9 protein-coding genes are annotated in these 14,680 nt (G+C 71.6%); 4 read left to right on the top strand and 5 right to left on the bottom strand.

The genetic code is table 11. From position 1 onward, the window contains the following. Positions 1–235: 235 nt before the first annotated feature. Complete coding sequence (locus tag ACQPYK_RS15975) at positions 236–1,423, top strand: CapA family protein (protein ID WP_433255970.1); 1,188 nt, start codon at positions 236–238, stop codon at positions 1,421–1,423. A 151-nt stretch (positions 1,424–1,574) separates the two neighbouring features. Beyond that, positions 1,575–2,339 carry an ArsR/SmtB family transcription factor gene (locus ACQPYK_RS15970; RefSeq protein ID WP_433255968.1) on the top strand — a complete coding sequence of 255 codons (765 nt, stop codon included), beginning with the start codon at positions 1,575–1,577 and terminating at the stop codon, positions 2,337–2,339. Between the two features lie 64 nt (positions 2,340–2,403). Here the strand turns inward: ACQPYK_RS15970 and ACQPYK_RS15965 are convergent, their stop codons facing one another. Next, positions 2,404–3,156, bottom strand: a complete 753-nt coding sequence (locus ACQPYK_RS15965) for a dienelactone hydrolase family protein (protein ID WP_433255966.1) — start codon at positions 3,154–3,156, stop codon at positions 2,404–2,406. A 166-nt stretch (positions 3,157–3,322) separates the two neighbouring features. Here ACQPYK_RS15965 and ACQPYK_RS15960 point away from each other — a divergent pair, with 166 nt between their 5' ends. Then, positions 3,323–3,760 (top strand): MarR family winged helix-turn-helix transcriptional regulator, encoded by a 438-nt coding sequence (locus ACQPYK_RS15960; protein ID WP_433255964.1) that lies wholly within the window; start codon positions 3,323–3,325, stop codon positions 3,758–3,760. Positions 3,761–3,850: 90 nt separating this feature from the next. On the opposite strand, the gene ACQPYK_RS15955 is transcribed toward ACQPYK_RS15960, so the two are convergent. The 4 genes from ACQPYK_RS15955 to ACQPYK_RS15940 all read right to left on the bottom strand — a co-directional run bounded on the left by ACQPYK_RS15955 (position 3,851) and on the right by ACQPYK_RS15940 (position 7,795). After that, positions 3,851–4,402 carry a hypothetical protein gene (locus ACQPYK_RS15955; RefSeq protein ID WP_433255962.1) on the bottom strand — a complete coding sequence of 184 codons (552 nt, stop codon included), beginning with the start codon at positions 4,400–4,402 and terminating at the stop codon, positions 3,851–3,853. Between the two features lie 58 nt (positions 4,403–4,460). Beyond that, positions 4,461–5,213 (bottom strand): lysophospholipid acyltransferase family protein, encoded by a 753-nt coding sequence (locus ACQPYK_RS15950; protein ID WP_433255960.1) that lies wholly within the window; start codon positions 5,211–5,213, stop codon positions 4,461–4,463. 159 nt (positions 5,214–5,372) lie between these two features. Then, positions 5,373–7,025, bottom strand: coding sequence for a thiamine pyrophosphate-binding protein (locus ACQPYK_RS15945; RefSeq protein WP_433255958.1), 1,653 nt, complete (start codon positions 7,023–7,025; stop codon positions 5,373–5,375). Continuing rightward, positions 7,022–7,795 (bottom strand): cyclase family protein, encoded by a 774-nt coding sequence (locus ACQPYK_RS15940; protein ID WP_433255956.1) that lies wholly within the window; start codon positions 7,793–7,795, stop codon positions 7,022–7,024. The genes ACQPYK_RS15945 and ACQPYK_RS15940 overlap by 4 nt, the downstream gene beginning before the upstream one ends. On the opposite strand from ACQPYK_RS15940, the gene ACQPYK_RS15935 reads away from it, so the two are divergent. Further along, positions 7,764–14,639, top strand: coding sequence for a HEAT repeat domain-containing protein (locus ACQPYK_RS15935; protein WP_433255954.1), 6,876 nt, complete (start codon positions 7,764–7,766; stop codon positions 14,637–14,639). The genes ACQPYK_RS15940 and ACQPYK_RS15935 overlap by 32 nt on opposite strands. Positions 14,640–14,680 lie beyond the last annotated feature (41 nt).

Here is a 14,680-nt window from a genome sequence, read left to right as displayed (position 1 = left end):
CGGCACCGGAAGATCGGGCCGCACACATCTCGGAAAAGGGTCCGCCAACCCGGGCTTTTAATTCCGATGACCTTGATCAGGCTGCGGAATGAGCGCGCGGCCGCGCCCCCGGGTGGAAACACTTCGGCCGCCGCCGAATCGACCCCTTGTTATCGTGAAGCCCGCAGCCGGAGGCACGGCATCGATCTGTTCATCGAATCCACTGTTACTCGTAATCGATTGTTAGGAGCTGTCTGTGGCCACCGAGGCTTCGATTTTCGCTGTCGGCGACGTTTTCATCGATCGCGACGAACCGCAGACCGCCTTCCAGTCGTCCAAAGCGTTTCTCACCGCAGGTGACGTCCTGTTCGGCAACTGTGAGGGAGCGTTCAGCGACGTCTGGGAGCGCGCCCCGAGTTCGGGTTCTCCGGTCGTCGCGCCGGCGGCCAACGCCGAACCGCTGGCGGAGGCGGGGTTCACCGTCGTCTCGCTGGCGAACAACCACAGCGTCGACGGCGGCCATGGCGCGCTGCTGAACACGTGCGGCACCCTGGAAAGCCTGGGGATCCGGCCGGTCGGAGCGGGCGCGGACATCGCACAGGCCCGGCGACCGGTCGTCGTGACCCGTGGTGATCTGCGGATCGCCTTCGTCGCGTACGCCTCGGTCTTCCCCTACGGCTACGAGGCCCGCGCCGCGGTACCCGGGCTGGCTCCGCTACGGGCGCACACGAGGTTCACCCCCTGGGAGCTCAACGAGTGGCAGCCGGGTCTGCTCCCCCGCGTCACCACCGAGTTGCTCGCGCAGGACGAGACGGCGCTGCACGACGATCTGAAGGCGGCGCGGGAACAGGCGGACATCGTCGTCGCCAGCTTCCACTGGGGTGACTTCACGCGCCCGTACGTTCTCACCGACCACGAGCGGCGGGTCGCCCGGCTGGCGGTGGACGCGGGGGCCGACATCGTGCTCGGGCACCATCACCACATGCTGCGAGGTGTCGAGTTCTACCGGAACCGGCCCATCTTCTACGGCCTGGGGCACTATCTCTTCGACCTGCCACGGCTGCGGGAGCGGCTGGCCAAGGACGGCTATCTGAGCGCGACCGGCCCGCACGACGAGCTCGCGCTGAGCCGCCGGTTCGGCGAGTACCGTATCCAGCCCCGGGAGGGATACCCGCTGCTCCCCTTCCACGAGGACTCACGGCTCACCGGGATCGCGGTGGTCCGGGTCGGCGCGGGCGGTGTCACGGCGGTCGGGTTCCGGCCGGCGGTCATCAACCAGGACAACGACCCGATTCACGCACTCCCCGGCAGCCCGGAATGGAAGAACGTCGTGACATACCTTGAGCGATGCTGCGCCGAGGAGGGGATCGCGACGCGGTTCGTCACCCCGGAGAAGGGCTCCGGCCTGCCCGAAGACTGCGTGCAGATCCTCCCCGGCGGGTAGAGCGGGAGCTGAGTGCGCGGCCGGGCCCGTCGGCGGGCCCGGCCACCCCCCTTTTCGGACGCGTGAAGCCTGGCCATGGCCGGAGACCACCCCCCATAATCTCAGTGACAGCTCGGAATCTGTCACGCTCGGGGGTAGGGATCGAGGGGCCATGGCGAAACCGGCTGACAGCAGGACGGATGTGGGGCCGGACATCGCGGCCGTGGCCGGATTGCTGGGAGACCGCACACGGGCCACGATGGTGAAGTCGCTGGTCGCCGACCGGGCGATGCCGGCGAGCGAGCTCGCCGCCCTGGCGGGAGTGTCCCGTCCCACCGCGAGCGAGCATCTGGCCAGACTCGTCGAGAGCGGCATCGTCACCGTCGAACGCTGCGGCCGCCACGCCTATTACCGGCTGGCGGGACCCGAGGTGGCCGACGCGCTGGAGGCGCTGGCCGTTCTGGCCCCCATCCACCCGCCGCGGTCCCTTCGCTCCTCCCATCACCTCGACAATTTGCGCCACGCCCGCACCTGTTACGACCACGTCGCCGGCCGGGTCGGGGTCGCCATCGCGGACGTGCTGCAGAGCCGGGGGCTGGTGAAACGCACCGCCCAGACCCTTGAGCTGGACGTGCCGCTCTGGCAGGACCAGCGACCGCTGGAAATCGACTGCCGCCCGTGGCTCAAGGGCCGTCGCCCGGCCATCCGCGCCTGCGTCGACTGGAGCGAGCGCCGCCATCACGTGGCCGGCGGTCTCGCCAGCGCCATCACCGGCAGGCTGTTCGAGCTCGGCTGGATCATGCGGCCCCGCGAGGGCGAGCGGGTGGTGAAGGTCACCGACGAGGGCGTCGACGGCCTGGTGCAGACCTTCGGCCTGTCGGTGCCGTTGCTGAAGGCGGAACCCGTGGCGGACGACCACGACCTCGCCTCGGCCTGACGCCCCCGATCCGGCGGCGAGCGGCGCCGGTCTCAGCCCGCGTCGCGCAGGAAGGCCGCCGGTCTCAGCCCGCGTCGCGCAGGAAGGCGAGGACGCGCCGCCAAGCGTCGGCGCAGGCCTCGGCATGCTCGTCGCTCCCGGTGTCGAAGAACCCGTGCGGGGCGCCGGGGTAGGTGACGAACTCGTGGGCCACGCCGTTGGCGGTCAGCGCCTCGTCGAAGGCCGCCACCTCGCTCGCCGGGATGCCCTCGTCGGCGCCGCCGAACAGGCCCAGGATCGGGGCGGAGAGGTCGGCCGCGTGCTGGGTGGGCCCGGGGCCGTAAGGGCCGGCGATGCCCGGAGCGCCGTAGAAGCCGATCACTCCGGCCAGGCCGAAGCGGGGCTCGGCGGCGAAGAAGGCCAGCCGGCCGCCCATGCAGAACCCCAGGGCCAGCCGCGTGTCCCCGAACTCGCGCAGCCGGTCGGCGGCCGCGACCATGTCGTCCTGCATGCCGCTCCTGCTGAGCCCGGCGAAGTGCTCCATGGTCGGGAAATCCGCGCCCCGCCCGGTGGTGACGGGTCCCGCGGTGCGGCCGAAGTGGTCGTAGGCGATCGCCGGGTGGCCGTGTTCGGCCAGCCGTACGGCCAGCCGCTCGTAGAAGGGCGCCAGCCCCCGGTTGTCGGGGATCACCACCACCCCGGGGCCGGTCGGCCGCCCGGGAACGGCGAGGAAGCCCGCCAGGCGGGTGCCGTCGGCCGAGGTCAGGGTGAGCGGGCCGGAGGTGACAGGCGAGCCGGTGGACTCGATGGGAGGGGTCGCGTCAGCGTCGTAACACATGGGACGGGTGTCCTGATCAGTTCTGGGAGTAAGCCATCCAGCAGACTCCGGAGTCGGTGGTGGCCGTCGGCAGGTGAGCACTCTGGTGTCCTGGACGTTGAGTCCTTCCTGGCCGGTGTCCCTGGAAAATTAGCAAAGTTGGATTGATAAAGCTAACCTTGGCATCATGGAGACCGACCACGCCGCCCGCGATCTCAGGATCGTCGTCGGCCGGATCGCCCGGCGGATCAGGCAGATGTACGCCATCGCCGACGCGACGAACGACATCACCTTCACCGAGCTCGCCGTGCTGTCCAGGCTGGAGCGCCTGGGCCCCTCCACCTCGGCCGCGCTCGCGGAGTCCGAGCAGGTGACCCCCCAGGCGATCGGCACCGCACTCGGCGCACTCGACCGGCGCGGCCTAGTGGTCCGCGGGCCCGACCCGCGGGACGGGCGCAGGGTGGTCACCCGGATCACCGAGTCCGGACGGCGCGCCCTGGACGACCGGACCCACGCCGTCACCGAACGGCTGGAGCGCGCCCTCGACGACGCCCTCGACGCCGGGCAGCGGCGCACGCTCGCCGAGGCTCTCCCCCTGCTGGAACGATTCGCCGACCGGCTGTGAACGCCGCCCGGCCACCGGCGGCCGAGCGCGCACGGGCACGACGACCGCTCCCGCCGAGGGTCGCGCCCCACCGGCGCCGCCGCCGGACCTTCAGGCGTAGGAGGCCACCATGCCGATGACGACACCGGCAAGCGAGACGAGCGTGAGAAGGCCTCCGCAGATCACGGTGGCGCGGCGGCCACGCCGTACCTTCAGGACGTAGAGGAACACATACGGTAGGAAGGCCAGGACGCCCACCCCGAGAAAGGGCATGGTGAGCGCGGCGAGGACGCCGGTGGCGCCGGTCGGGACGGCGCGGTCGCCCTCGGGGGTGAGCCGGGTGCGCCTGACGTCTCCGGCGGTCGAGTCGGGTGAGGCCGCCACCGCGATCGCGTCGCCGCCGCCGTCGGGTGCGAAGCTGCCCTTGCAGTCGTAGCGGCCCTGGCCGAGGGAGTCGCAGGAGACGACCGTGAGGGTGCCCGGGGTGCCGATCCGCCCCGTCGCCAGCTTGAGGTCGGTCACCGAGAAGGCGAAGGGCAGCAGGCCCGTGACCATCCAGCAGATCAGCAGGATGGTCATGCCGATCGGGCCGGGCGTGCGCCCGGGGCCCGGGGACGGTCCGGGCTGGAAGGCACCGACGATGTTCTCAAGTGCGTCACTCATGAGGTCAGCCTCGGCCACACCACTTGTGACGCACCTGCCTACGACTTGCGTCCGGTTCTCACGACTTGTGGCGCGCGGCCCTGGCCTCCGCCTCGGCGGCGTCCAGCTTGTCCGCCTCCTCCGGGGTGGGGGCGGTGCCGCCGAGGTGGCGGGGCTGCCACCAGGCGCCCGGCGGGATCTCCGGGTAGGTCCGCTGCGCCCGGTCCAGCAGCTCGGCCATGCGCCCGCGCAGCTCGGCGGTGACGGCGTCGTAGTCGTCGCCGCGCTTGGCGTACAACGGCTCGCCGACCAGGATGGTGATCGGCACGTGCCGCTGGAACAGCTTCTTGGGGTGCCCCTTGGTCCACAGCCGCTGGGTCCCCCACAGCGCGACGGGGATCATCGGCACCTTCGCGCTCACGGCCATCCGGACCGGGCCGTTCTTGATCTCCTTGACCGTGAAGGACCGGCTGATCGTGGCCTCGGCGAACACGCCCACGATCTCACCGGCCTTGAGCGACTTCAGCGCCGCGCCGAACGCCGCGGCGCCCGCCGCCCGGTCGACCGGGATGTGGTGCATGCCGCGCATCAGCGGACCGGAGATCTTGTGATCGAAGACCTCCTTCTTGGCCATGAAGCGCACCAGACGCTTGGCGGGCAGCACGGTCAGGCCGGCGAAGATGAAGTCGAGATAGCTGATGTGATTGCTGACCAGCACCGCGCCACCGGTTCGCGGGATCCGCTCGGCGCCCTCGACGCGGATTTTCAGGTCCAGCGCGCGGAACAGGGTCCGCGCGGCCCCGATGACCGGGGGGTACACGATCTCAGCCATGGCTGAACCGTACCTCAGCCTTTCGGCGGGGTTCGACCGGTGGCCGCGGGGCGTGAGCAGAGACGTCGACGGCGGTCCCGGCCCGGAACATCTCCCCCATGCCGGGACACCGACTCGGGACACCGCTTGAGGACACCGACTCGGGACACCGTCCGAGGCTCAGTGTCCCCGGAAGGCCTCCTCCAGCCACCACGAGCCACGCGCGCCACTGACCTTGGCATGAACCAGCAACGGCCGCTCCCGTGATCCGGCCAGCCACGTCGCCACCCCCGCCAGGTCCTCCCGGTCCCGTACGGTGACCGCCTCGCAGCCGAAGCCCCGGGCGATGGCCGCGATGTCGACCGGCGGGAAGGTGACGGTGTCCAGGGGGTGTCCCTCCGGGCCGAAGTGGTGTACCTCGGCACCGTAGCCGTCGTCGTCGTAGACCACGATCACCATCGCAAGGCCGAGCCGTACGACCGTCTCCAGCTCGGCGATGCCCATCAGCGCGCCGCCGTCGCCGAGCGCGGCCACGGCGAGCCGGTCCGGCCGGGCCAGAGCGGCGCCGATCGCGGTGGCCAGGCCGAGGCCGATGGACTGGAAGGCCTGCGTGAAGGCGAAGCCGCGTTCGTCGGGGACGTCGAGGAACATCGATGGATATCCCATGAAATTTCCGGAGTCGATGGAGACGACGCGTTCTGCGGGGAGCAGGTCGTCCAGCCCGATCGTGAGGGTCCGGGGGTCGATGCGACCGTCGCCGCCCTCGTCGGTGTAGGGCACGTCCCGCCAGCGGCTCTCGCGGGCGATCCGTCCGGCCAGCGCCGCCGTACGGTAACCGGTGCCGCCGGACGCGGTCCGCGCCCCGGGAGCGTCGTCGAGCAGGCGGGCGACCGCCCGCGCGGTGAGGGCGACGTCGCCGACCACACCGAGATGGATCGGACGGTGGGCGCCGAGGGCGTCGGCGTCCAGGTCGACCTGCGCGACCCTGGCGTCGGGGCCGACGAGCGTGCCGTGACGCATGGTCCACATATTGAGCGCGCACCCCCAGCCGACGATCACATCGGCGTCGCGGACGAGCTCGGCGGCGAGCGGTGAGGCGAAGCCGCCGCTCACGTCCAGATCCCACGGACTGCCCCGGAAGAGTCCCTTCGCGACGGCGGAGGTGGCGAGCAGCGCTCCGGCGCGGTCGGCGAGCTCCTCCAGCTCCCTCCGGGCCGCGCGCCCTCCCCGCCCCGCGACGAACACCGGCCGCCGCGCGGCCGCGAGGAGCTCCGCCAGCCGCGCGACCGCTTCCGTCTCCGGCTCGGCCCGGCGCCCAGGCGGCTCGGCGGGAAGGTCCGCCGGTACCGGGACGGCCTGGCTCTGCACCTCCAGGGGGAGGTTCAGCAGGACCGTGCGCCGCCCGTCGCGAGCCAGGCGGAACGCCTCGGCCGTCCGCGCGACGGCGGTCGCGGCGGAGTCGATCCGCAGCGGGATCGCGCCGACCGCCGTCGCCAGGGCGGCCTGGTCCACGAAGAAGTTGGAACGGGGCGCGGTCACCTCGGCGGCCAGCACGACGAGCGGCGTGCGGCTCTTGGCGGCCTCGGTGATGCCGGTCATCGCGTTGGTGAGCCCCGGCCCCTGGTGGACGCTGAGGAGGCCGACCCGGCCGCCGGTGCGCGCGTAGGCGTCGGCCATGGTCGCCGCGCCGCCCTCGTGGCGGGCCGCGACGAACCGCACGCCCCGCTCGACGAGGGCATTGGTCACGTGGAAGTTGCCGCTGCCGACCACCCCGAAGGCCATGTCCACGCCGAGCGAGGCGAGGGTCGCGCCGACGGCTCGGGCGACGTTCACCGTTCGACCAGGGCCAGCACCCGCACTGGGCTGCCCGAGCCGCCGACGATGGGCAGCGGAGGCGCGACCACCACCGCGCCGGTGACCGGCAGCCGGTCGAGGTTGCGCAGCTGGGTCAGGCCGTACTTTCCCGCGCCGAGCAGGAACGAGTGGCACGGGAAGGCGGGGTCGAACCCGTGCGCGGTGCCCGCGTCGGTGCCGACCGTCTCCACGCCGAGCCCGGCGATCGGCGCCTCCTCGGCCAGCCATCTGGCGCACGCCACCGAGACGCCGGGGGTGTGCGGGCCGGTCTCGTCGGCGTTGAGGAAGCGCTCCTGGTCGTGGGAGCGGGCGTCCCAGCCGGTGCGGTAGAGCAGCCAGCCGCCTTCGGGCAGCGGCCCGTTGATCTCCTGCCAGGCCTTGACGTGCTCGATCTCCAGCAGGAAGTCCGGGTCCTCGGCTGCCCGGGCGGAGAGATCGAGCACCACGGCCGGGGCGATCAACCGGTCCACCGGCACCTGGGAGACGTCCTGGCCGTCTCGGGCGGTGACCCAGTGGATCGGCGCGTCGAAGTGCGTGCCGGTGTGCTCACCGGTCGAGATGTCGTTCCAGTACCAGGCGGGCCCCCGGTCGTCGTAGCGGCTGATCTCCTTCAGCGTGAACGGGACGGTGTTCCCGAACGGCTCGGGCAACCGCAGGATCGGCGTCTGCGACGACAGCGGCGCGGTCAGGTCGATCACCTCGATCCCGCCGTTCCGGATGCTCTCCACCAGATTCCGCAACACCGACATGACGCCTCCAGCGTGGGAAGAGGACCTGGCCAGATCCTCCTACACCGCTTCGGCCCGCGCCATCTCCCCGGCGGCCGTGCCGAACGGAAAAGGGCGCTCCGGCCGAAGGAAGCACCGTTTTTGCCGAATAGGGGATATTTCACGGACAGATGCGGGCCGGAGCTTGACGAGGGGTACTTTATGGGACGTGCCGAGCGTCTTCATCAGCCACACATCGGACATGGCGGAATATCCGCTCGCGGGGTCGTTCGTGCAGTCGGCCATCGACGCCGTGGCACGTGCGGGCCTGGTGCCAGTGGATATGAGGTATTTCTCCGCCCAGGGAGTCGCACCGGCGGATTACTGTCGCGATCGCGTTCAAAAATGTGATTTCTACCTGGGGATAATCGGCTTCCGCTACGGGTCCCGGGTGCCCGGCACCGATGTCTCCTACACGGAGCTGGAGTTCGCCGCCGCGTCCGAGAGAGGCATGCCGCGGCTGCTGTTCCTTCTCGACGAGGAGGCGCCGATCCCCCTGCGGCTCGTCGACAGGGACCGTTCGCCGGTCGAGGCCTTCCGGACACGCCTGCTGGAGTCCGCCATCGTGGTCGACCGGTTCACCTCGGCCGAGGACCTGAGCGGCCGGGTCCTGCACGCGCTCGTCGAATGCCTGGGCGCGCGGACCTCGCCCGAGGCGGGCTCCGGGCCTCTCACCGCCGGAGAGGAGTCGTTCACGATCGCGCGGGCGGCCTACCTCACGAGGATGGAACAGCGCTACCGGCGGCTCGACCTGGAGGTGCTGACCCCGGCGGAGCAGGACGTCCATCTGCCCGTCCTCCTCAGGTCGATGTTCGTCCCGCAGAGTGTCAGGGCCGACCCGCCCCCCGTCGAGCTGTCCAAGGAGCTGTGGCGTCGGCTGCTGAGTGCCGAGGAGATCTCGGAAAGAGACCTTCCGGAGGGGCTCGACCCCGACAGGATCGCGCAGGCGCGCACCACCTATGACAAGACCCCCCGGCGCGCGATCCTCGACGTCCTGGGCGAGCCGGGCAACCGGCTGGTGACGCTGCTCGGCGACCCCGGCGCGGGCAAGTCGACGCTGGCGCGCTATCTGGTCCTGAGGCTGATGGGTGAGGGGAAGGAAGGGGGCCTGGCAGGGCTGAGGGGGTGGCTGCCCATCCTGGTGGAACTGCGCTCTTACGCCGATCTCCGGTCGCGGTGCGAGACCTTCCTCGAATACCTGGAACACCTGCACCGGACCGACGGCACCGGTCTGCCCGCCCAGCCGCTGGACCGCTACCTCCGCGAGGACGGGCGGGCCCTCGTCGTCTTCGACGGGCTGGACGAGTTGTTCGACCCCAAGGTGCGGGAGACGGTGACCCGGCAGATCGCCGGGTTCGCCACGCGCTACCCGAAGGCGCGGATCCTGGTCACCAGCCGGGTCATCGGATATCGGCGGGCCGAGTTGCACGACGCCGGATTCCGGCACTACACGCTCCAGGATCTGGACACCGGGCAGATCGAGGAGTTCATCGCACGCTGGTACGAGCTGGCGATGCACGACCGCAAGGACGAGGCGCGACGTCTGCGGGACCGCCTGATGCGCGCGATGACCGATTCGCCGTCCATCCGGGAGCTGGCGGGCAACCCCCTGCTGCTGACCATTCTGGCGATCACCGGGCGGCGCCAGGAGCTTCCCCGTGAGCGGCGGACGGTGTACGTCCACGCGGCGTCCGTGCTGGTCGAGCACTGGGACGTCAACAGACATCTCGAGGACGCGCGGATACCGGCCGGATACATCGACGCCGAGGACAAGAAGGAGCTGCTTCGCCGGGTGGCCTGGCGGATGCAGAGCGGCAGGTCGGGGCTCGCCGGCAATCACATCCGGGGCGAGGACCTCCTCGACGAGTTCGTGGGCTACCTGAGCAGCCGCTACCAGCTCGACCCTCCCGCGGCGAAGATCGTCGCCCGCGGCATGCTGGACCAGTTCCGGGAGCGCAACTTCATTCTCAGCCTGTACGGCGGAGGCGTCTACGGATTCGTACACCGGGCGTTCCTGGAGTTCTTCTGCGCGGACGAGATCGTCCGGCGGTTCCAGAACAAACGCCAGTGGAGCCCCGACCAGCTGATCTCGGAGATGTTCGGCCGCCACTGGCCCGATCCCGCGTGGCGGGAGGTCCTGCTGCTGGTGGCCGGAATGCTCGACGAGCGCTTCACCGGCGGGATCATCGACTACCTCATCGGCGAGGCGAACCCGCTGTGGCCGTTCGCAGAGGCCGAGGACACGCCGTACCACCTGGTCCTGGCGGCCGAGTGCATCGCCGAGACCCGCAACCTCGGGGCGATGGAACAGCAGGGCGCCGCCGTCGTCGAGAAGATCACCTCCTGGTTGGAGCAGGCGGAACGGAACTACGTCTCCGACGTCGACGGATTCCTCATCGACAAGGTGATCCCTCTGCTGCGGACGATCCGGCCGCGATGGCCGGGGCGTGACCGCTATCTCCGCTGGTTCCTCGGCCGGGAGAGGGCGATCACTTTGCCGAAGAGCCGGGAGATCATGGCGAAGATCGCCGCCGCCCTGTTCCCGGACGACGATCGCCTCCGGGAGCGTTTCCGCCGTCAGGCCATCGCCGAGGCCGATGTGAGCCTGCGTGACGGAGCGGTGCGGGCTTTGACGCAGGGCTGGCCCGATCATCCCGTCACTCTGCCGCTGCTGCGCGAACGTGCCCTCACCGACCCGAGTGAGAGCGTGCGGACGACCGCGATCCAGGCCATCGCCGGCGACTGGCGAGAGCATTCCGAAACGCTGCCCCTGCTGCAGGAGCGCGCCACCGGTGACGCGCACCACCAGGTCCGCTCGGCCGCTCTCCGGACGATCGCCGAGAGCTGGCCCGAACATCCCGGCACCTTCCCCCTCCTGCGCGACCGAGCCGTCACCGACCCGCACGGCGAGGCGCGGGCCGTCGCCGTCAAAATGCTGACCGGCGCCCGGGGCGGGCACCCCGATCTCCTGCCGTTCCTGCGCGAGCGCGCCCTCGCCGACCCGGGCCGGAAAGCCCGTCAGGCGGCCCTCGACGCCCTCGCCGAGGGCTGGTCAGACGACCCCGACATCCTCCCCCTGCTGCGCGAACGCGCCCTCACCGACCCCGACGAAGACGTACGGACGGCCGCCCTCCAAGCCATCGCCACGAACTGGCACGACCACCCCGACACCCTCCCCCTGCTGCGCGAACGCGCCCTCACCGACCCCGACGAAGACGTACGGTCAACCGCCCTCCAGACCGTCGCCACGAACTGGCACGACCACCCCGACACCCTCCCCCTGCTGCGCGAACGCGCCCTCACCGACCCCGACGAAGACGTACGGTCAACCGCCCTCCAAGCCATCGCCGCAAGCCGGCACGACCACCCCGACACCCTCCCCCTGCTGCGCGAACGCGCCCTCACCGACCCCGACGAAGACGTACGGTCAACCGCCCTCCAAGCCATCGCCGCAAGCCGGCACGACCACCCCGACACCCTCCCCCTGCTGCGCGAACGCGCCGCGAAAGACCCGCACTGGCGCACCCGCCAGACAGCGCTCGGCGCCTTCACCTCGAACTGGGGTGATACTCCTGACGCCCTGCTCCTCCTACGGGAACGCGCCGTGGAGGAGCCGCATTGGCACACCCGCCGGGTGGTGCTCAACACCCTGGCCTCGAGCTGGCGCGACGACCCCGGCACCCTCCCCCTGCTGCGCGAACGCGCCCTCACCGACCCCGACGAAGACGTACGGACGGCCGCCCTCCAAGCCATCGCCGCAAGCCGGCACGACCACCCCGACACCCTCCCCCTGCTGCGCGAACGCGCCCTCACCGACCCGCACGCCCTCGTGCGGACGTCCGCCCTCCAGGCCGTCGTCCGGGGTTGGCGCGACCACCCCGGCACCCTCCCCCTGCTGCGCGAACGCGCCCTCACCGACCCCGACGAAGACGTACGGACGGCCGCCCTCCAGACCGTCGCCACGAACTGGCACGACCACCCCGACACCCTCCCCCTGCTGCGCGAACGCGCCCTCGCCGACCCGCATGCCCTCGTGCTGACGTCCGCCCTCCAGACCGTCGCCGCAGGCTGGCGCGACCACCCCGATACTCTGCTCCTGCTGCGCGAACGCGCCCTCACCGACCCCGACGAAGACGTACGGACGGCCGCCCTCCAAGCCATCGCCACGAACTGGCACGACCACCCCGGCACCCTCCCTCTCCAGTACAGCCGAGTCGCGAAAGACCCGCACGACGAGGTGCGAAGCACCATCCTCCAGGCCATCGCGACGAGCCGGCATGACCGCAGGCAGACCCTGGAGTGGCTGAAACGGCAGGCCTTGCACGGCTTCGGCGCGGTGCGTCACAGGGCATTGGCCGTTCTTGGCGGGACATACCGCGATTTCCCAGAGGTGATGGGATGGCTGCGGCGGCTGGCGGAGACCGGTGACGCCGCGGCGTTGCGGGCGGCGGCGTTGGAGGCGCTGGCCACCGGCCTGCCCGAGGACCCCGCCACTCTGGCGCTGCTGCGCGAGCGCGCGGTGGCGGACGGCCACTGGGAGGTCCGCCGGGCGGCCGTGGAAAGCTTGGAGGAGCTTCCCGCCTTCGAGATTCTGCGACGGTTGGTGACGGACGATCGCTGGGAGGTCCGCCAGGCCGCCGTGCTGAAGTTCGACATGTTCTGGCTGCGTGATCCCGACGCCTTCGTGCTGCTGCGCGAGTGCGCGGTGGCGGACGGCCACTGGGAGGTCCGCCGCGCCGCCGTACAACGGCTCGACCTCAGCCGCCACAGAGCGGTCAACGCGGCGCTGCTGCGCGAGCGCGCGGTGGCGGACGGCCACTGGGAGGTCCGCCGCGCCGCCCTGTGGAGGCTCGTCAGCTGGCACCAGGGACCGGAGACCATGGCGCTGCTGCGCGAGCGCGCGGTGGCGGACGGCCACTGGGAGATGCGCCGCGCCGCCCTGCAACGCCTGGAATTCTGGCAGTCCGACCCGGAGACCATGGCGCTGCTGCGTGAGCGCGCGGTGGCGGACGGCCACTGGGAGGTCCGCCGCGCCGCCCTGCAGGAGGCCGCGACACATCTGGACCCCTCCGGAACCCTCGCGTGGCTGCGTGACCGGGCCCTCCTCGAAGGGGACGAGGACGTCCGGGTGGCGGCTGTCGAGGCGGTGGCCGGTAGCCGTGCCCACGACCCCGCGACGGCGTCGTGGGTCATGGGCGTCGCCGTCACGGACGGCCACTGGAGAGCCCGCAGGGACATGGTCGAGATCGTGGGCCGGATCTGGCCGGGCGAACCTGCCGCGCTGGCCTGGCTCCGGTCACGCGCCATAGGGGATCCTGACGAGGACGTCCGCGGCATGGCCGTCGAACGGGTCGCCCTGGGCTGGCCGTACCGGCCCGGAGTCTCCTCATGGGTGCGTGGTCGCGCGACGGCCGACGCCCACGAACACGTCCGCGCGGTGAGTGTGACGACAGCCGCGCACTGCTGGCCGGGGGATCCCGCGACGCTCCCGTGGCTGCGGGATGTCGCCTCGCGGGACGAGCACTGGAAGGTACGGCGAGCCGCGGTCACGGCGGTGGCGACGATCTGGCCGCACGAACCGGCCACCGTGCCGTGGCTACGGGCACTGGCAGAGGACGACCCCCACTGGGAGGTGCGCGGCGCGGCCGTCCGGGAGACGGCACGGGCCTCCGACGGCGACGCCACCCTGACCTGGCTGCTCGGCCGGGTCTGCGGCGACCCGGACCCCGACGTCCGCGCCGCCGCGGTCACCGCGATCGCCCGCCACTGGCGCGACCACGACGACACACCGTCCCGGGTTCTGGTCTGGCTCGACGGAGACGGGGCAGAGGAGGTCCGGGCCGCGGCGATCACAGCTCTGGGCTGGGGCTGGCCCGACGAGCCTGGCACGCCGGTCCGGCTCCGGGACCACGCGAGAACCGACCGGCACTGGACGGTCCGGCGAGCGGCCCTGCTGGCGCTGGCCGGAGGCCGGCCCGACGAGGGCGCGTACTCCGCGGTGAGGGCGTGCGCGAGCGAGGATCCGTGCTGGCAGGTGCGGGTGGCCGCGCTGGTGGCGCTGGCGGATACATGGCGGGAGGAGCCCGGCACCCCTCCCCTCCTCCACGAGGCGGCGCGGCGCGACGGGCACTGGGAGGTCCGCCGGACGATGGTGCGGACGATGGCCGACGACCGTGCCGGTGACGCGGCCACGCTCCCCCTCCTGCGCGAGCGGGCCGTACACGACGAGCACGCCCAGGTACGGCTGGCGGCGGTGCACGCCCTCGTCCGGGGCTGGTGTCACGACGCCGCCACCTTGGAGCTCCTGCGCGACCGCGCCGTCCGCGACGGCCACTGGAGGGTGCGCGAGGGGGCCGTGGCGGGGATCGTCAAGGCCGCCGGTGAGGCGCCGGAGACCCGTGCCTGGCTGCACGAGCTGAGCGTGCGCGATCCCAGTCCGGCCATGGCCTGCACCGTCATGCAGTGGGCCGGCGCATGGTGGCAGGATCCGGCGGGCACGATGGCCTGGCTCCGTGAGCGCGCGATCGGCGACCCTCGATGGATCGTTCGGGCGACGGCCGTGGAACAGATCATGAGACTCTGCGGGCCGGATGACTCCACCACGCTTACATGGCTGCGGGACCGCGCGGTCGCCGACGGCGCCTGGCGGGCCCGGCACACCGCCCTATGGTCCGCCGGCGTCCTGGCTCCCGGGGATCCGCTCACCCTCTCCTGGCTGGCGGCGCTCGCTCGGGACGATCCGCACCGAGGGATCAGGAAGGAGGCCGCGGCCGTGCTCCGGCATCTGCGGATCGCTCCCCAAGCCGCTGAGGCCCGAAACCGCTGAAGGCCGCCCGGAGGCCACCGGCAGGCCCGGCGTGGGCGAAT

This window comes from Streptosporangium sp. CA-135522 (assembly GCF_050949235.1).
Lineage (GTDB): Bacteria > Actinomycetota > Actinomycetes > Streptosporangiales > Streptosporangiaceae > Streptosporangium.
The sequence above is the reverse complement of the archived record's forward strand: the minus strand, read 5'-3'. Positions and strand labels throughout refer to the sequence as shown.